This is a genomic window from Sabulibacter ruber (assembly GCF_017355955.1).
Taxonomy (GTDB): Bacteria; Bacteroidota; Bacteroidia; order Cytophagales; family Hymenobacteraceae; genus Nibribacter; species Nibribacter ruber_A.
This window is the reverse complement of sequence record NZ_JAFFID010000005.1, coordinates 1-17,455: the sequence shown is the minus strand read 5'-3', so window position 1 is coordinate 17,455 and position 17,455 is coordinate 1. Positions and strand designations below refer to the sequence as shown.

The 17,455-nt window shown below is 50.2% G+C and carries 16 protein-coding genes; 8 read left to right on the top strand and 8 right to left on the bottom strand.

What is annotated here, in order from left to right:
* Positions 1–427: 427 nt before the first annotated feature.
* On the bottom strand, positions 428–2,404 hold the full coding sequence (gene dnaG, locus JT719_RS20110; RefSeq protein ID WP_207435548.1) for a DNA primase: 1,977 nt from the start codon (positions 2,402–2,404) through the stop codon (positions 428–430).
* A 207-nt stretch (positions 2,405–2,611) separates the two neighbouring features.
* Entirely contained in the window at positions 2,612–3,118 is a 507-nt protein-coding gene (locus JT719_RS20105) for a DUF6252 family protein (RefSeq protein ID WP_207435547.1), read from the bottom strand.
* Positions 3,119–3,497: 379 nt separating this feature from the next.
* On the opposite strand from JT719_RS20105, the gene JT719_RS20100 reads away from it, so the two are divergent.
* The gene (locus tag JT719_RS20100) at positions 3,498–4,073 is read left to right on the top strand and encodes a sigma-70 family RNA polymerase sigma factor (RefSeq protein ID WP_207435546.1); all 576 of its coding nucleotides are present in this window, start codon (positions 3,498–3,500) and stop codon (positions 4,071–4,073) included.
* On the top strand, positions 4,066–5,517 hold the full coding sequence (locus JT719_RS20095; RefSeq protein WP_207435545.1) for a hypothetical protein: 1,452 nt from the start codon (positions 4,066–4,068) through the stop codon (positions 5,515–5,517). The genes JT719_RS20100 and JT719_RS20095 overlap by 8 nt, the downstream gene beginning before the upstream one ends.
* Positions 5,518–5,721: 204 nt before the next feature.
* Here the strand turns inward: JT719_RS20095 and JT719_RS20090 are convergent, their stop codons facing one another.
* From JT719_RS20090 to JT719_RS20080, 3 genes are all read right to left on the bottom strand, one after another.
* On the bottom strand, positions 5,722–6,264 hold the full coding sequence (locus JT719_RS20090) for an META domain-containing protein (RefSeq protein ID WP_207435544.1): 543 nt from the start codon (positions 6,262–6,264) through the stop codon (positions 5,722–5,724).
* Between the two features lie 70 nt (positions 6,265–6,334).
* Complete coding sequence (locus tag JT719_RS20085) at positions 6,335–6,814, bottom strand: hypothetical protein (RefSeq protein ID WP_207435543.1); 480 nt, start codon at positions 6,812–6,814, stop codon at positions 6,335–6,337.
* Between the two features lie 109 nt (positions 6,815–6,923).
* On the bottom strand, positions 6,924–7,445 hold the full coding sequence (locus JT719_RS20080; protein ID WP_207435542.1) for an META domain-containing protein: 522 nt from the start codon (positions 7,443–7,445) through the stop codon (positions 6,924–6,926).
* 175 nt (positions 7,446–7,620) lie between these two features.
* Here JT719_RS20080 and JT719_RS20075 point away from each other — a divergent pair, with 175 nt between their 5' ends.
* The 4 genes from JT719_RS20075 (at position 7,621) to JT719_RS20060 (ending at position 11,760) form a co-directional block, all read left to right on the top strand.
* The gene (locus JT719_RS20075) at positions 7,621–8,724 is read left to right on the top strand and encodes an Mrp/NBP35 family ATP-binding protein (RefSeq protein ID WP_207435541.1); all 1,104 of its coding nucleotides are present in this window, start codon (positions 7,621–7,623) and stop codon (positions 8,722–8,724) included.
* A 4-nt stretch (positions 8,725–8,728) separates the two neighbouring features.
* A complete protein-coding gene (locus JT719_RS20070; RefSeq protein WP_207435540.1) occupies positions 8,729–8,998 on the top strand; it encodes a NifU family protein in 270 nt (89 codons plus the stop codon).
* Between the two features lie 513 nt (positions 8,999–9,511).
* Positions 9,512–10,789 carry a fumarylacetoacetase gene (fahA, locus tag JT719_RS20065; RefSeq protein ID WP_207435539.1) on the top strand — a complete coding sequence of 426 codons (1,278 nt, stop codon included), beginning with the start codon at positions 9,512–9,514 and terminating at the stop codon, positions 10,787–10,789.
* A 65-nt stretch (positions 10,790–10,854) separates the two neighbouring features.
* Positions 10,855–11,760, top strand: a complete 906-nt coding sequence (locus tag JT719_RS20060) for a flavin reductase family protein (protein ID WP_207435538.1) — start codon at positions 10,855–10,857, stop codon at positions 11,758–11,760.
* A gap of 291 nt (positions 11,761–12,051) precedes the next feature.
* Here the strand turns inward: JT719_RS20060 and JT719_RS20055 are convergent, their stop codons facing one another.
* Genes JT719_RS20055 through porX form a run of 3 tightly spaced genes read right to left on the bottom strand, consistent with a single transcriptional unit; the run spans position 12,052 to position 15,290 of the window.
* A complete protein-coding gene (locus JT719_RS20055; protein ID WP_242693403.1) occupies positions 12,052–13,290 on the bottom strand; it encodes an alanine dehydrogenase in 1,239 nt (412 codons plus the stop codon).
* Positions 13,256–13,735, bottom strand: coding sequence for a tRNA (adenosine(37)-N6)-threonylcarbamoyltransferase complex ATPase subunit type 1 TsaE (gene tsaE / locus JT719_RS20050; protein WP_207435537.1), 480 nt, complete (start codon positions 13,733–13,735; stop codon positions 13,256–13,258). Before tsaE ends, JT719_RS20055 begins: the two co-directional genes overlap by 35 nt.
* Positions 13,728–15,290, bottom strand: coding sequence for a T9SS response regulator signal transducer PorX (gene porX, locus JT719_RS20045; protein ID WP_207435536.1), 1,563 nt, complete (start codon positions 15,288–15,290; stop codon positions 13,728–13,730). The genes tsaE and porX overlap by 8 nt, the downstream gene beginning before the upstream one ends.
* Before the next feature lie 134 nt (positions 15,291–15,424).
* On the opposite strand from porX, the gene JT719_RS20040 reads away from it, so the two are divergent.
* Positions 15,425–16,663, top strand: coding sequence for an HD domain-containing protein (locus tag JT719_RS20040; protein ID WP_207435535.1), 1,239 nt, complete (start codon positions 15,425–15,427; stop codon positions 16,661–16,663).
* A 109-nt stretch (positions 16,664–16,772) separates the two neighbouring features.
* Positions 16,773–17,186, top strand: a complete 414-nt coding sequence (locus JT719_RS20035) for a hypothetical protein (protein ID WP_207435534.1) — start codon at positions 16,773–16,775, stop codon at positions 17,184–17,186.
* Positions 17,187–17,455: the final 269 nt, after the last annotated feature.

The following is a 17,455-nucleotide window of genomic DNA, read 5'->3' as shown; positions in this document are numbered from 1 at the left end:
CCAGTTTGGCAAACGTTCGCCTTTGAGCGCGCAAAGATAGAGGTTTTTGACAGGTTTGCTCTCTCCCGCTCCTACAAGGCGCTAACGCTTGGGATACTTGCTTACTTCTAAACAAATTCTACGTGCTTTTGGTGACATAATCTGAGAAAATCACCGCACTGACGCACCTTTTTGTACGCGTGGCGAAAGGTTTGCCCATAAGCAGTTTTCCACCGGAACAGACCGCCGTAGTAGCAACAAAGAAAAAGGCGTTTAGAGGCCGATTTTCTGAAATCAGCCTCTAAACGCCTGAGGGAAAAGAATCTTGCTAGCGAACGGCAAGAGCGTCATTCCACTGCTTTTCTGGTTCGCCCACAAGATGCTTTCAGGACGGAAAAGAGTAGGATTGATGCTCAGATGAAGCGGTATTATTTCAGTTGCCGCTGTTTTATCTGCTCACCACAATGCCCAGCATATCGGCGATCTGCTTCTCGAAATCTTTGAGGGCTTTGATGGTGCGCAGGGTTCTGTCCAGCTCGGCGGCATCGGTGAGGTGTTGCAGGCTCTCCATGTGGTCTTTGATCATGAGCTGCACGTTGCGCCATTTCAGCCGAAGCACCTCGCGTTCCGAGCCATAGGTGACCAGATCGCTTTCGTGAGGCACAATGATCTCGTGGGAGGCCCAGCCTTTGCTCAGTTCGTACTTTTCGCTGAGCAGGTCTACCACCTCCGTCCGGATTTCCTTGTCCTCATGCTGCATGAACTCCGAGGCGGTGGGCAGAAAACCCTGCTCCAGTTTTAGGCGACACAAATCAAAGAGGCGCTTGTAGATGGGCGTTTTGAACTCAATGTCTTCCAGCTCGCCCAGCATGAACTGGCTGGTGGTGAGGCCTTCCTCCACCTCTTTGTCGGCGTAGTTGAGGATAAAGCGGATCACTTCGCGCTCACGGCGGCGCAGCATGTCACTGTCACCGGTGTCTTGCGCTTCCTCCTCTTCGTACATGGCCGCCTCGGCTGCGGCCGCGGCTTCGGCTTCTGCCGCCATTTCCTCAAAAGAACCGGGCGCGTAGGACGCCGGAGCCGGACTTGGCGCTGGCCGGGAAGACCTCTGCTCCGTGAGGGCAATCTTGTTGTACTCCGAGATGAGCACCTGCTCGTCAATCCCGAACTGGATGCTGCACTGCTTCAGGAACACCGAACGCTTGATGGCATCGGGAATCTTGGCGATGGACACCACCATCTCCCTAATGGCCTCGGCTTTCTTAACTGGGTTGTCCTTGGCTTCCTGCGCGAACAGCTCAGATTTGAAAGAGATAAAGTCGCGGCTATGGTCTTTGAGGTAGGCTTTAAAAGCCGTGTCGCCTACTTTGCGGATGTAGCTATCGGGGTCATCGCCATCGGGGAACAGGACCACGTTCACGTTCAGGCCGCCTTCCAGAATCAGGTCGATGCCGCGCAAAGAAGCCTTAATCCCCGCAGGGTCGCCGTCATACAGTACCGTGATGTTCTTGGTGTACCGCCCGATGAGCTTGATCTGGTTCTCGGTCAAAGATGTACCCGAGGAGGCCACCACGTTCTCAATGCCGCCCTGGTGCAGGGAAAGCACATCCAGGTAACCTTCCACCAGGTAACATTCGTCTTCCTGCCGGATGGCCTGCTTGGCCTGGTACATGCCGTAGAGCACATCACTTTTGTGGTAGATGCGCGACTCCGGCGAGTTAACGTATTTAGGTGATTTCTTGTCGTTGGACTTGAGCGTACGCGCCCCGAAACCGATGGTACGCCCACTTACGTTCTGAATGGGGAACATCACCCGGCCCCGGAAGCGGTCATACTGCTTGCCTTCCTCCTGCTTCACAATGGTGAGGCCGGTCTCCTCCAGGTACTTCAGTTGGTAGCCTTTCTCCAGCGCCGCCTTGGTAAAATCATCCCAGGAATCAAGGCTGTAGCCCAGCTCAAACTTCTGGATGGTGGCTGCTGAGAGTCCGCGCTGCTTGAAGTACGGCATGCCTATGCTCTGTCCTTCATCGTTCTTGTGCAGCGCGTTGACAAAATACTGCTTCGCGAAATCTGAGAGGATGTAGAGGCTGTCGCGCTCGTTCTGGGCCTGCATGGCCGCCGGGCTCTGGTCCTCTTCCAGGTCAATGCTGTATTTCTTGGCCAGGTAGCGTAGCGCCTCCACGTAGCTGGTGCCCTCAATGTCCATGATGAACTGCACCGAGTTGCCGGCCTTGCCGCACCCGAAACACTTGTAAATGCCTTTGTTGGGCGCCACGCTGAACGACGGCGATTTCTCATGGTGGAAAGGACAGCACGCCCACAGGTTCTGGCCTTTGCGCTTCAGACTCACAAAATCGCCCACCACCTCCGTTATGTCGGCTTGCTGGATGATTTTATCAACAACTTCTTTCTTTATCAGGGCCATGGTACTCTCAAATAAGCGGTAGACAAAGATAGGGATAAGGGAGTGATAGTTCTTTCTTGCTTTTTAGGAGAAAGCCAGTATGCAGAAGGTCAGGAACTCTCTCTAAGTTATACAAAAAAAGCCAACCCTTTCAGGCTGGCTTTCAAGAAAACGGCGCTGTTTTTTACCTGCTTTATAGAAAAGAGGGCTAAAACAGCTAAAGCAAGGTTACTGCACCTCGGTGGCAGTGCCTTCAAACACTCCGCCGGTAAGCGTTATAGTTTTGGGAGATTGGGCAGCCTCCTCAGAGCCATTTGAGTATTTTTTGTCCAAAGTTACCTGAAAGGTGCCTTTGATGGCCTTGGTCTGCGGGTTCCACTCCGTAACCACCAGGGTTGAGCCATTGGCTTTGGGATCTGTGTAGTACGTATTGATGACCTGCCCCTGGCTGTTCTTCAAGCTATAGTACGCCGTGAACTTCTCCGGGGAAGTATAGGTGCCCACTCCCGAGAACCGTACTCCCATGTGTATCCTTCCGTTTTCGTTATAGCCGGAGATAAACAGCGAATCAATTCCGCCACCTTTAAACAGCCGGATTTCGGAGGGTTTCTCTTCTTTCCAGGTAATTGCTTCTTTCTGGGTGTCAAACAGAGTATTGGGCGCTGGGTCCTCTTCCTGGCAGGAGAAAAACAAGGCGGTTATGACAAGGCAAAAGAATAATCTCAGAGTTTTCATGTGTAAATGGTTAGATGAATTAAAAGGATAGCAGGTTTTGGGTCCTCGGCACGACGTCTATGCGGTTAACCCGGCAACCACTTGGCCCAGGAAGAGAAACACTGCAGTTACTTTCTCTGGATTAGGGCTTTATCTAACATTACGCTTCCTTGAAAAACCGCCGTTGCCTGGAAAATAAATAAATTTTTGAGGCAGCGGAATCCACTTGCGCCTGCGTAATCCTTAAAAGGAGAAGGTGGGACTGGATCATCTTACCCCATCTGAGCTTTCATTTCCGTCCAGAAAAATAATGTTTTGCAGATGCTGCTCCATATGGGATAGGGGAAAACTCTTATTTACCGCTCTTACCTAGGACAACCTCTCACATTAGATATATCGCGTGTTTTTCAGAAAAAACAGCAAAACCTTCAATCTGCCCGAAACGCTGGATGGCTGCCGAAAAGGCAAGCAGAGCGCTCAGAAGAAACTGTATGAACATTACTATAGTTTCGCGAAGAGCATTTGCCTGCGTTATGCGGCCAGCCAGCAGCAGGCCGAGGAGATGGTGAACGATGGCTTCCTGAAAGTCCTGGAAAACCTGGCCCAGTATGATTCCTCCAGAGCCTTTGAGGCTTGGTTCAGAACGGTGGTGGTTCGTACCAGCATTGACTACTACCGCCGGCATCACCTCAAAGGCACCCGCATTGATCTGGAAGACGCCCCGGAGCTGGAGCAGGAAGACGACCTTCTGGAAACCATCTCCGCCGAGGAAATCCTCCGCCTGGTGCAGCAACTCCCCCCCGCCTACCGAACGGTTTTCTCTCTTTTTGTGGTGGACGGGTACAACCACTCTGAAATAGCCGAAATGCTTCAGATCAACGAAGGAACCTCCAGATCTAACCTGGCCAAGGCCCGCGCCAAGCTGCAGGAATGGGTGAAACTATATTATCCAGAATACCGGAAAAGCCATGTCTAACGAGCGGTTCGATAAACACATACGAGAGAAGCTGGAGTCTTTGCAGCCGCCTTACCAGCAGGAGGCCTGGCAAACCTTCAGGCAATTGCTGCCTGCGCCCTGGTACGTTCTCTTTCTGAGAAAGTACGGCAGCTGGCTTTACAGCGGAGCCGCCACCGTGGCGCTTTGCACCTTTATGTACCTCTATTTCCAAAAACAGGCCGAAAACGAACAGTTGCAGGAGAAAATAGCCGCGCTTCAAACTACAACCCAGCCAGCCGATTCATTGACCAAGTCTGCGTTTTCTAACCCTTCTCCAGAAAAGGCATTGAAGGCAGAAGGCTCTTCCCTGAAGCAAGATTTAACCTCCAGCTCTTCCTCCGGTTCCGTTTACTCAGAAAACAGGCTTGGTGCTGAAAGCCTAGCGGGCTCAGAAACTTCCCTTGCCAGACAAACAGAACAAGTGGCAACAGGAACCGCCTTGAAAACCAATCCGGCAAATGACAGGAAAGGCAACGGCAAAGAATCAGGGATAAACGCGTCTAGAACTGCTGCTTCCCAAAATGATTCTGTGCAGGCTAGCTCTTTGCAGGCTAACTCAATTGGTAAGAAAGCTGGTCAACCAGCCGCAGACTCCACCTCAAGGCTTTCTTCTGAACAAGTCGTACCCCAAGGAGCTCAGTCAATGCGGAGTGATTCATTACAAAGCCCCGTAGTTCAGGATTCATTGGGAGCACAGGCGGCTACCAAGCAGGAAAGCTCTGAGCAAAGTGGCCCAACCCGTACGGCATTGCGCAGCAGACTAGGAATAAGCGGCACTCTGGACGGGGACCGAAAAGCTGCCTTCGGACCTGAGGCCGAGGTGTTCCTGATCAAACGCTTCAGCTTGGGTGCGAGCCTTCACTTTTCAGCGCCAACAAAAGAAAGGTATAGCGGCATTGGCGAGTACAACCAACAGAAAACCCGAAGCTTTGAAAACGAGTACCCGGGCAGTGTCTCCAGCCATGACTTTTACTTTGTGACCCGGTATGACTCCGTTGGGCTTGATAGTATCCACTACGTGAGGTATGATTCCGTGCACCAGGTTAAATATGATTCCATTCATGACATCAACCTGTCCACCAAAATCATCAGGTTACCACTCCAGGTGAATTACTACTTCCCGGTTAAAAATAATCTGGCCATTCTGCTCACGGCAGGCACTCACCTGGATCTATCTGTCACCAGGAAAACAGCTTTCAGAAGCACTTACCAGGGAAAAGAAAGGCCGCTGGCGTTTCATCAAAAAATACCGGCAATGACGTTCTACAACATGTTTTATGGAATTGGTCTGCAATACACTTACAGAAGAATGGTACTCCAAATAGCCCCCTACTACCAGCACCAGTTCAGAACCCCAACCTACGGAAATACCCAGCCTAAATGGGGAGTAAATGCTTCCATTAAGCTGGATTTGAGGCGATAGGTTGTAGGGCTTGCATCGGAACTTAGGTAAGAGTAGAAGATGGCATCAAGGAAGATTCCGTTTCAGTTTCGGCCTTTGTTTGGAAAGTGGGACAATAAAAAAGCCAATCCTTTTGGATTGGCTTTAGTCAGGTACTGTTTTCAAGCTATTTCTCAGGAAACAAGCGCAAAACAGCACGCATCTATGATCAGTGAGAGAATGAGCCTATTTTGGGAGAGAGCATAACTCAGAGGGCAGAAACACCAGCTTCGCACTTTGATACCGGGAGGTGAGCACCAATTCGCTGTTCTTACTGATGGTAGCTAAGCTGACTTCTTCCAGGGCGCGCAGATACAAATGCTCCAACTGCATCTGCTGCTCCGGGCCCCCTACTTTAGTGCTTACTAACACCTTTACATCCAATACCAACGATTGTGGCTCCGTAGGCACAATGGGTGAACCGGTAGTGGCGTAGCGGCCGTGGTATTGGTTTACCGGCAGAGTCCCGGTCAGGTCATACGCAAAGGGTTCATTGGACTGCTGGTAAGTAGAGATATTGGCAAGATTAAGCCGGATGTTCTGCCCGTCTACGCGGGTAACTTGCCCGTTCTCCTGCGGCAGTTCAATGTACTGCAGAATCCAGGAGCCGTAAATGTCCCGGGTCTCCCGCTTAGGTGTTGGATCATCTTTCTCCCAGCAAGCCGTCAGCAGGAAAGGAATGAAAAGGAGAATGAACCTGGCGAGGGAGAACCTACTCAATGGTATCATGGAAGTATGGGTTAGTAAACGTTTTTACTTATCTGAATGATCAAGCACACTGTTTCTCTGCACGTTTTGGTCAGTTACTGATCTGCGCCACCGCGTTTTCTACCTTGAACAAATAAGGATGCAGGTATTCTGGCACCCGCTGCCGGAGCTTGTCAATGAGGAAAAACTTCTTCTTCCCGTTCACCGAGATCTCCAGGTAAATGCCGCCTCCGTCCGTGGCATCCGGGGAACCGATCACGCCCGAGGGCTCCTCCAATAATTGCTGAGGGAAGCTGGCGTACAAGTCCTTCACTTTCTGGTAATCAGCGTCTGACCTCGGCACGAAATTACCGTCATAAGGGTGCTGCGACGAGGGATAATTATCATTCAGGTCCTCAAAGAGCCGGTCGCCCTGCAGCTTGAAGATTTCCACGCACTTTTCTCCCTCGCAGAAGCCGTAGAAGTGCCCGAACGCCAGGTAGTAACCGTCCAGCGGCACCGACGCCTCCTCTTCCTCACAAGCAGAAAAAGTGAACAGCAAAAGCAGAAGTAAGCCGAAGATTTTACGCATAAATAGATGTCTGATGTGAGTGTATTCTTTTATAAAAGTTAAATAGCGAGACTGAAGAAACCTACCCCGTTTTTGCCCTGATTTCCTCTAAACAGGCCTAAAACCAAACTTACCGGCCGCAACTGGAGGCGCCCCGCACGTAGGTCAGTTCAACCCCTGAATCGGTGTCAGACAAGGTTAGTACATCGTCCTTTACCTCAAACTGGTTTACCTGGCGCAGGGCGTTGAGGTACTGGGCTTCAAACGCCATCTCCTGCTCGCTTCCCAGCTTCTCACTGCTGCCCAGGGCAAAGACGTTGAGTCCGCCGCTTCGGGTGAACAGATCCTGGGGTACGGTGACATAGTTGCCATCATAGGAATTGACCGGCAGGTGGCCCGACAGCCTGTACTTGCCCGGCTCGCTGGAGTGCGAGGGTACTTCTTCCAGGGTGAACACCAGATCGGCGCACAGGACCTCCGCGGAAAGATTGTTCCCGGAAACCGGCGCTCCCTCCATCTCAGAAAGCATCCAGGAACCTAAAAGCCCGGAGGAAGCGTCATCATCTGAATCTGAGCAGCTTGAAAACAGAGCAATGCCCAGCAGGGTCAACACAGAGAAAAGATACAAGGTGTGAGGCTTCAGCAGTGACATACGTGAGACGAGTGCGTTCCTCAAGAGGACCCGCCAGTCGCTCCAAAGGTTGCATGAACCAATAGAATTTTCATTTAACCTTTCTTTTTGGAAACCAGCCTTAAAACGGCTTCTGGTAGCTTGTTAAACAGATAGTTTGTACCTTTGTATTAGCGAATTTAGCGCTGTTTTATCTATGGCTATTACCCAAGAAGACGTATTAAAAGCCCTCAGCTATGTGGAGGAACCAGACCTGGGCAAGGACCTGGTAACGCTTAACATGGTGGAGGATGTACAAATAAACGGGCTGGATGTTTCGTTCACCGTGATCCTGACTACCCCGGCCTGCCCCCTGAAAGATTTGATCCGGAACGCGTGTATCCGGGCTATCCATACCATGGTAGACCCTAATGCCAACGTGACGGTGAACATGACCTCGCGCGTGACCTCGGCCCGCCAAGACAATGCTAACATCCTGAAAGGGGTGAAAAACATCATTGCCGTGGCCTCCGGCAAAGGCGGGGTTGGTAAGTCTACGGTGACCTCTAACCTGGCGGTGGCCTTGGCCCAGTCGGGTGCCAAAGTGGGGTTGGTGGATGCCGATATCTCCGGCCCGTCGGTACCTACCATGTTTGGCGTGGAAGATGCGCGCCCGGCGGTGTACCGCACCCCAGACGGACGTAACCTCATTGAGCCTATTGAGAAGTACGGCATCAAGCTGATGTCCATCGGGTTCCTGGCTCCTTCTGAAAGCGCAGTGGTGTGGCGTGGTCCTATGGCCAGCTCGGCACTGAAGCAGTTCATCACGGAGGTAGACTGGGGCGAACTTGATTATTTGCTCATTGACCTTCCGCCGGGAACCAGCGACATTCACCTGACGTTAGTACAGACGGTACCCGTTACCGGATCCATCATTGTGACTACGCCGCAGAAAGTGGCCATTGCCGATGCCGTGAAAGGTTTGCAGATGTTCCGGCAGCCGCAGATCAACGTACCGGTGCTGGGATTAATTGAAAACATGGCGTACTTTACCCCGGCCGAGCTTCCAGAGAATAAATATTATATCTTTGGGCAAGGCGGTGGCCGTGAGTTGGCTGAGCGTTACGGAGTGCCGTTTATAGGCGAGATTCCGTTGGTACAGAGCATCCGCGAGAGTGGCGACATGGGAACGCCGCAGATTTTGCAGACCGGTTCTCCTGCCTCAGAGGCATTTGACCAGGTAGCCCAGGAAGTTGCCCGCCAGGTATCGGTGCGCAATGCCAGTCTGTCTAAGACCAAAGTAGTAGAAATTAAAGCGTAACAATATGGCAGATAACGCACTTAACGAGATCTTACTCCCCCAAGTAGAACAAGCCTTGGACACCATCCGCCCGTACCTTAGAACCGACGGCGGCGATGTCAAAGTGCTGGACATCACCGAGGACAGAATTGTACAGCTGGAATTGGTGGGTGCCTGCGGCTCCTGTCCTATGTCTGCCATGACGTTCAAAGGTGGCATTGAACAAGCCATCATGCGCGCCGTGCCAGAGATTAAAGGCATTGAAGCCGTGAACCTGACCCCAATGGACGTATAACAACCCCGATATTTCACTTTTTGCACCCGCCGGCGACAGAAACAGTTCTGCAGCCGGCGGGTGTTCTGTTTTAGGCCCGTTTACCGGAAAATAAAGCGAAAAGCTTCTGCAACGCAGCCCAACCGCTTTAATATTTTTTCACTGGCGCGAGACTGAAGTCTCGTGACGTAGGATGAAGCGAGTCTCCAGACTCGCCGGGAACCATGAGCCGGAAACAAGTGCATGACCAGCAATGCGCGGTTTCGCTGCAAGGCAGCAAGGGTAGTCTGGAGACTACCCTTCATCTGTAGGCACGAATCTGGAGACTCGCGCCAGCCGTGTAAAAATGTTTTAGGCAGATTGGGGTTGGAAGTTATTTCTATGCTCTATCCCTAAAAACAGGCTGAAAACCCCGGCCATTGCTCGCATTTCTGCAGAATAGAGGTAAGTTCAACTACTGGCTCCTCCCGCAGGAGCGCTTCCAATTCTCGTTTAGGTTTCTATCTTTGTTTAGCAACCTACCCGTGTCTATCCATGCTTAAAGCCAACGACCCTTCTCTGCACTCCTGGATTCAGATTTCCCCCGATAGCGATTTTCAGATACAGAACCTTCCGTTTGGGGTTTTCCAGGCGGCAGACCGAGATCCCAGGGTAGGCGTGGCCATTGGTGATTATGTGCTGGATGTGTACGTGCTTACGCAGCACCGGCTCTTTGACATGCTGGACTTGGAGGACCCCACGGTATTCCATCGGCATTACCTCAATGACTTCATGGCGTTGGGCAGAACCATCTGGCGCCAAGTACGCGACCGTATCTCTGAACTGCTGCTCAATGACAATCCCGAGATCAGGGACAACCGGGCGCTCATGAACGAGTGCCTGCTGAAGCAAAGAGACGTGCAGATGCTCCTACCCGTCAAAGTACCTAATTACACCGATTTCTACTCCAGCCTGGAACACGCCACCAATATAGGTTCTATGTTCCGGGACCCTAACAACGCGCTTCTGCCTAACTGGAAACATTTGCCCGTGGGGTACCATGGCCGAGCCTCCTCCATTGTTCCGTCTGGTGTGCCCATCCGTAGGCCGAAGGGGCAGATGAAACCCGCTGATGCCCCTGCTCCCATCTTTGGGCCAACCCAGCAATTGGACTTTGAACTGGAAGTGGCGTTTATTACGGGGCAACCTACCAAACTGGGCACGTCCCTTACGCCCGAGGAGGCCGAGGAATACATCTTCGGGTTGGTGCTGTTCAATGATTGGTCGGCGCGGGATATCCAGGCCTGGGAATATGTGCCGCTTGGCCCTTTTCTGGGCAAGAACTTCGGGTCTTCCATCTCGCCGTGGGTGGTTACTCTGGATGCACTGGAGCCCTTTCGGGTTGCCGGTCCGGTGCAGGACCCAAGGGTGTTGCCTTACCTGGAGTTCAGCGGAGACAAGAACTTTGACATTACCCTGGAAGTTACCTTGCAAGCCCCTGACCAACCCCAGGAAGCGCTGATCTGTCGTTCCAATTTCAGGCACATGTACTGGAACATGAACCAGCAACTGGCGCACCATACCGTGAACGGCTGTAATATTGAGATAGGCGATGTGTACGCTTCGGGCACCATCAGCGGCCCCACGCCAGATTCCTATGGTTCTATGCTGGAACTGACCTGGCGCGGCACCAAGCCCCTCTCATTGCCTGGTGGGGCCTCACGCAAGTTCCTGCAAGACGGAGACATTATCACCATGCGTGGTTTTGCCCAAAGAAACGGCCTCAGGATTGGCTTTGGCGAGGTCCGGGCCGAGATTCTGCCTTCCTTCTAAAAATCAGGCAAGAAACAGAAATAGGTTTCTTATTGCCTTGCGTAATCCATGCCTCACCCAACTCCATGAAAACTTTCAACCCCAAGGAGATTCCCACCGCCGAGTTCCACAGCCTCATGTTAGGGGCCATTGCCCCACGCCCTATCGCTTTCGCCAGTACAGTAGACAAGGAGGGCAACGTAAACCTGAGTCCATTCAGCTTTTTCAACTGCTTTGGGTCCAATCCGCCCGTGCTGGTGTTCTCGCCCTCCCGCAGGGTACGGGATAACACTGGTAAACATACCCTGGACAATGTGCTGGAAACAGGGGAAGTGGTCATCAATATCTGTAATTACGCCCTAGTGGAACAGATGTCACTGGCGAGTGCGGAGTATGACAAGGGCATAAACGAGTTCACCAAGGCGGGCCTCACTCCTATTGCTTCTACTTTGGTACAACCTCCCAGAGTGTCTGAAGCGCCTGTAGCTTTTGAATGCAAAGTTCTGGAAGTAAAACCCATCGGCGACAAAGGCGGAGCCGCCAACTTAGTTATTTGTGAGGCTTTGCTTCTGCATGTGCAGGAAGAAGTATTAGGCGCCACCGGAAAGACCATTGATCCTTTTAAACTAGACTCTGTAGCCCGTTTGGGCGGAGACTGGTACCAGCGGACTATTCCCCAGAGCCTCTTTGAGCTTCCCAGACCTTCGCGCCAGGCATTAGGCATTGACCAACTACCGGAGGCTATCCGCCACAGCTCGGTTTTAACCGGCAACAACCTTGCCCGGCTAGGCAACACAGAAGTTTTACCCACGCAGGAAGAAATCCAGGCCTTTTCACAGGAACCAATCTTCCGCTATCTGGTGCACAAGCACCAGCACAATCCATTGGAAAGAGAACGGCAAGTCCATTTACTAGCGAAACAATTACTGGAGGAAGGACGGGTACAGGAAGCCTGGAAGGCGTTGCTCCTTTCCGATGAACTCCCGCGCTAAGTCCTGATTTTGGGCTGTTTTCAGGAAATAGCTATTAAAATTCTCTAGGTTTATATAGTTGTTGAGGCGTTACAGCACGCTATTGTAGTAGAAAGCTTATTAGAACTTTTAAAGGGTAAATACAGAAAAGTAATCTAGGTATAGCGACAAGCCTAACACAGAGCAGCTAATTGTAAAGAACTCAATCTCACAGGGCTAAAATAAAAAGAGCCGTTTTGAGGCTGTTTTCAGTGAAACAGCCTCAAAACGGCTCTATCATATAATCTCAAACAGGAATGCTACTCTTTCCTCTTAGTTCCGGACGGCAATCATCAGGCTCAGTTCTTTGTAGCGCATGTTGAATTTCTTCGCAATGCCGGCGTTGGTGAGGCTGCCTTTGTAGATGTAGACTCCGCTACGGTAGTGCTCGTGGGTAAAGAGTGCTTCGTTCACACCACCATAATTGGAGATCTCCAGGAACATGGGGGTAAAGATATTGCTTAAAGCATTTGTAGCCGTCCTGGGCACCCTTGATGGAATGTTGGGCACGCAGTAATGGATAACATCATATTTGCGGTAAACAGGCCGTTTATGGGTAGTCATCTCTGAGGTTTCAAAGCAACCGCCTTCGTCAATACTTACGTCAATGATCACCGAGCCCGGGTTCATTTTGGCAACCACGTCCTCTGAGATCATGCAAGGCACTTGCCCTTCCTCGGCAATGGCGGCGCCAATTACCACATCAGCGTCCTGTATTTCTTTGTGCAGGATGGTATGGTCTAGCGTGGAAGTAAACAATTGGGTACCCACGTTCTGCTTGAGGCGGCGCAGTTTGTACAAATGGTTGTCAAATACTTTAACCTCGGCACCAAGCCCCAGAGCGGCCCGGGTGGCGTACTCGGCTACGGTACCGGCGCCAATAATCACTACCTTGGATGGCGGAACCCCGGTGATACCGCCCAGAATAACACCTTTCCCTTCATTGCTGCTGCTCAGGTACTCGGCGGCAATCAGCATGACGGTAGACCCGGCAATCTCGCTCATGGCCCTCACCACCGGTTTTGAGTCTGATTTATCCTTTAGGAGCTCAAAAGAGATGGCGTTGATTTTCTTGCGGCACAGGGCACTTATGTAATCTGAGGTAAGACTTCCCAACTGCAGGGCCGAGATAAGCGTCTGCCCCGGCTTGAAGTACTCCATCTCATCATAGGTAGGCGGCGCAATCTTGAGGAGAATATCGGCCTCATACACTTCTTTGGTGGAGTAGACAATGACCCCGCCGGCCTCAGAGAATTCATGGTCTGAATACTTGGACGGGGCCCCGGCCCCAGATTCTATCCAGACTTCATGACCGTTATCGGTAAGTTGTTTTACGGCTTCGGGGGTTAGCCCTATCCGGTTCTCTTGCAAAGAAGACTCTTTAGGAATACCAATAAATAGGTTCCGTTTACGGGTTTCCACCGCCAGCATTGACTCCTTAGGCATCAGGCTACGTGCCGTTGCCTTGGTCAGGGCTTCAAACCCGGCGTTCTTCTCCGTCAATTCCTCCATCATATACTCTCAATCTTATAATACGCGCTTCCTCGGTTTCACCGGTTTCAATAGCTACCTCCACTCCATCTTCGGGCAGCAGATCTGCCACCTTTGAGGGCCATTCTATCAGGCAAAGATTGCCGGAACCAAAATATTCCAGCGCCCCAATATCCAAGGCCTCTTCCTGATTTTCGACCCTATAAAAATCAAAATGGTAAATGAGTTCCCCGCTTTCTGTTTCGTACTCATTCACGAGCGAAAAAGTGGGGCTGCTTACCGGCTCCTGCACCCCTTTTTGGGCGCATATCGCCTTGATAAAGGTGGTTTTACCGGCCGCCATCTCACCCTCAAACAAAATTATCTTTTTTTGTCCGATAAATGATAAAAATTCAGCGGCGGCCTTGGGTAAATCCGCTTTAGAGGAAATTTGAATGGTGTGCTGATGCGCTTCCTGCTCAGGCATTTTTAGATGAAAGCGTTACAAATGGAATAATACACTCTTCCAGAGACACCCCTCCGTGCTGGAAAGTGTCTTTGTAGTGGTTCACGTAATAATTGTAGTTGTTAGGATAGGCAAAGAAGTCATCGTTCATGGCAAACACGTAGGCCGTAGACACGTTGCTTTTGGGCAAATGGAACCGCTCCGGCTTGCGGCATACCAGCACGTCTTTCTCCGTAAAGCCCAGGTTTTTGCCGTGCTTATAACGCAGGTTGGTGTTGGTGTTTCTGTCCCCTACAATCTTGAACGGTTTCTTTACGCGTACCGTACCGTGGTCAGTGGTAATGATCAATCGCCCACCTTTGTCTGAAATGGCTTTAAGGGTATCAAACAGCGGCGAGTGCATAAACCAGGAACGGGTAAGCGAACGGTAGGCTGCCTCGTCTGCGGCCAACTCCCGAATCATCTGCATATCTGTACGGGCATGTGACAGCATGTCTACGAAATTGTAGACAATCACATTCAGTTTGTTGTTGTCCAGGTTATTAAACTTTGACAGCAGTTCTTTACCAGCGGTGTTGTTGGTGATTTTGTTGTAGCTGAACTTTTCGTTGATTTTGTTCTGCTGGAACTGAATCTGCAGAAAATCCTCTTCATGAAGGTTCTTGCCCTCTTCCTCGTCATCAGACACCCACAGGTTAGGATAGCGCTTGGCTATGTCGGCGGGTAGCATGCCAGAGAAGATGGCATTACGCGCGTAGGCAGTGGTGGTAGGCAAAATGGAGTAATACATCTCCTCATGGTCCACGTTGAAGTAATCGGTGATGATTGGCTCCAACACTTTCCACTGATCATAACGCAGGTTATCAATCAGCACAAAATAAATAGGCTGATTGCTTTCCTTCATCATAGGAAACACCCGATCCTTGAACAACCGGTGCGACATCAAAGGAATCTCATCGGCCTCATCGTTCACCCATTCTTCATAATTGTCTTCTATGAATCTGGCAAAGTTGGTATTAGCCTCATCTTTCTGCATGTTAATCACATCGGCCATGCTCTTGCCTTCGGTATCGGCAATCTCCAGTTCCCAGAAAACAAGCTTCTTATAAACATCGGCCCACTCCTGGTAACTCAGGCGCTCCCCAAAAGCCATCCCTAACGTGCGGAAATCGCGCTGATAGGAGCTATTGGTTTTCTCTTCCACCAGACGGCGGTTTTCCAGTATTTTCTTAATGGAGAGCAAAATCTGGTTGGGGTTGATAGGCTTAATGAGGTAATCGGCAATCTTGGAACCAATGGCCTCTTCCATGATATGTTCTTCCTCGCTTTTCGTGATCATCACTACCGGCAACGTAGGTCTAATGGTCTTTATCTCGCTTAGTGCTTCCAGGCCGCTTACCCCGGGCATGTTCTCATCCAGGAAGACAATATCATACGTATGGTCCTGCACCTTCTCTATGGCATCTGCCCCGCTGTTTACAGGGGTAATGTCATAACCTCTCTCCGTTAAGAAGAGAATATGGGGCTTGAGAAGGTCTATCTCGTCGTCCGCCCACAAAATAGTATATCTTTGCATGGCTCTAAATTAGTTCTTAATTAGGGTTGTAAAGGCAGTACCAAAGGAAAACAAATCTCCGAAAATATAGTTAATACTATATAATACACGCCTCGTCATTAACCGACAACGGACACAAGAAGCACTAAGTTATCTTGAATAAGAAAAAAATCTTCAACGACCCGGTTTACGGGTTTATCACAGTTCCGTCTGACCTCCTGTTTGACATTATCCAGCATCCCTATTTTCAGCGGTTGCGCCGGATTAAACAGTTGGGCCTTACTGAATTTGTGTATCCAGGAGCCTTACACACCCGGTTTCATCACGCCTTAGGGGCCATGCACCTGATGAACATAGCCCTGCAAAGCTTAAGCGGGAAGGACAACCTCATCACCGATAAAGAATGCGAAGCCTCCATGGCTGCTATTCTGCTGCATGATGTAGGCCACGGTCCTTTCTCCCATGCCCTGGAAACAGCTATTTTCAACCAGGTACCTCATGAGCAAATCTCCTTGCATATTATGGAGTTGCTGAACGAGGAATTCAATGGCCGATTGCAGCTAACCATTGACATTTTCACAGATAACTACCACCGCCACTTTTTTCACCAGCTGGTATCCAGCCAGCTTGATGTAGACCGCTTGGACTACCTGAACCGGGACAGCTTTTACACTGGCGTCTCAGAAGGTAAAATAGGCGCTGACCGTTTGCTTAAGATGCTCAACGTGGCCGATGACCAGTTAGTAGTAGAGGAAAAAGGCATCTACTCCATTGAGAACTTCCTGGTGAGCCGCCGATTGATGTATTGGCAGGTCTACATGCACAAGACAGTAACCAGTGCTGAGCAAATGGTGATGAAAATCATGCAACGTGCCCGTGAACTCACCAGAAGAGGAGTGGATGTGCCAGCCAGTACTAACCTGCAGTTCTTCCTTCGTGAAAGTCTGTCAATTCTGGATTTTGAACGGGATCCAACTATTCTGAAGCGGTTTGTTTCTCTAGATGATTATGACATTTGGAGCGGAATAAAAGCATGGGCAGAACACCCGGATAAGATATTAAGCTATCTCTCCACCTGTATGCTGGAGCGCAAGCTTTTCAAAATCATGCTTTCTCCAGAACCATTTGACCGGGACTTTATAGAAGGAGTAAAGGAACTGGCGCACGAATATTTTGATATTTCTCCCGAGGAAACAAACTACTTAGTAGTGGAAGGTAAAATAAGCAACAATGCCTACGAGTCTGGCGGGGAAAACATCAATGTATTAACAAAGCAAAGCTTAGTGGTAGATGTAGCCATGGCTTCTGACCTACCGAACATACAGGCGCTAAGCAAAAAGGTAGAGAAGTACTACGTCTGCTATCCTAAAGAAATCACCCGTATGTCTTTGTAACCGAAATGCACTTAATACAACCTTGCGTTTTCAACCTATTTTAGACAAAAGACTTCCAAAACAAACCTAGAAAGCTGTAAAGGCAGCTTTGAAAATACAGAACAACAATATGATTATATACCAAAGTGGACTGATAAGCCTTGACTATGATCCAGCCTCTGACATTCTTTATTTACAATGGCCGGATGTACAAGAATTTCTGATTCCTGAAATAAGGCAAGCACTCAGAATTCTGGTAGACCACATCAAAAGCTATGATATCAAATATCTATTGATTGATTCCAGTAAAGCGTCCCTTGAGATTCCACCTGAAGAGTACAAAGATGTTTTAAAGGAGTTTGGATATAATCTGTCCAAAACGAGATTACAGAAGTTCGCACGAATTCTAACGACTAATCTCAACAGAGAAAAGAAGGTGGAAGAAGTTAAAACAGAGATTGCTTTTCCAATAAACCTACGCTCATTTTCAAACAAACAAGAAGCATTGGCTTGGTTGAAGGAAAGGCAACAAGAGAAAGTTTAACTACACTTATAAATACCTTACCTAAAACCAGCGAAGGCCCGTCTTACCAATGGGCCTTTTTCTTTCATATCATACAGGATTTTACATAGCTAGCCGCCATATAGACGGCGGTCCAGCAGAGGGTAGGCCGAGAGCCAGCAGTCCCCCGACAAACCTCAGGCAGGTTCCATTTCCCCCTAGCCCCCTGTTCCCGGAAACGGAAGAACCCCGCGGCTGTTTCCAGGGCGGGGTCCTTGTAAGGGGGTTGGCGGCGACCTACTCTCCCGCGT

Bases quoted from the DNA above. Each gene is read 5' to 3' on its own strand.
- dnaG (WP_207435548.1), bottom strand. From the start codon at position 2,404: ATGGCCCTGATAAAGAAAGAAGTTGTTGATAAAATCATCCAGCAAGCC.
- JT719_RS20105 (WP_207435547.1), bottom strand. From the start codon at position 3,118: ATGAAAACTCTGAGATTATTCTTTTGCCTTGTCATAACCGCCTTGTTT.
- JT719_RS20095 (WP_207435545.1), top strand. From the start codon at position 4,066: ATGTCTAACGAGCGGTTCGATAAACACATACGAGAGAAGCTGGAGTCT.
- JT719_RS20090 (WP_207435544.1), bottom strand. From the start codon at position 6,264: ATGATACCATTGAGTAGGTTCTCCCTCGCCAGGTTCATTCTCCTTTTC.
- JT719_RS20085 (WP_207435543.1), bottom strand. From the start codon at position 6,814: ATGCGTAAAATCTTCGGCTTACTTCTGCTTTTGCTGTTCACTTTTTCT.
- JT719_RS20080 (WP_207435542.1), bottom strand. From the start codon at position 7,445: ATGTCACTGCTGAAGCCTCACACCTTGTATCTTTTCTCTGTGTTGACC.
- JT719_RS20075 (WP_207435541.1), top strand. From the start codon at position 7,621: ATGGCTATTACCCAAGAAGACGTATTAAAAGCCCTCAGCTATGTGGAG.
- JT719_RS20070 (WP_207435540.1), top strand. From the start codon at position 8,729: ATGGCAGATAACGCACTTAACGAGATCTTACTCCCCCAAGTAGAACAA.
- fahA (WP_207435539.1), top strand. From the start codon at position 9,512: ATGCTTAAAGCCAACGACCCTTCTCTGCACTCCTGGATTCAGATTTCC.
- JT719_RS20060 (WP_207435538.1), top strand. From the start codon at position 10,855: ATGAAAACTTTCAACCCCAAGGAGATTCCCACCGCCGAGTTCCACAGC.
- JT719_RS20055 (WP_242693403.1), bottom strand. From the start codon at position 13,290: ATGGAGGAATTGACGGAGAAGAACGCCGGGTTTGAAGCCCTGACCAAG.
- tsaE (WP_207435537.1), bottom strand. From the start codon at position 13,735: ATGCCTGAGCAGGAAGCGCATCAGCACACCATTCAAATTTCCTCTAAA.
- porX (WP_207435536.1), bottom strand. From the start codon at position 15,290: ATGCAAAGATATACTATTTTGTGGGCGGACGACGAGATAGACCTTCTC.
- JT719_RS20035 (WP_207435534.1), top strand. From the start codon at position 16,773: ATGATTATATACCAAAGTGGACTGATAAGCCTTGACTATGATCCAGCC.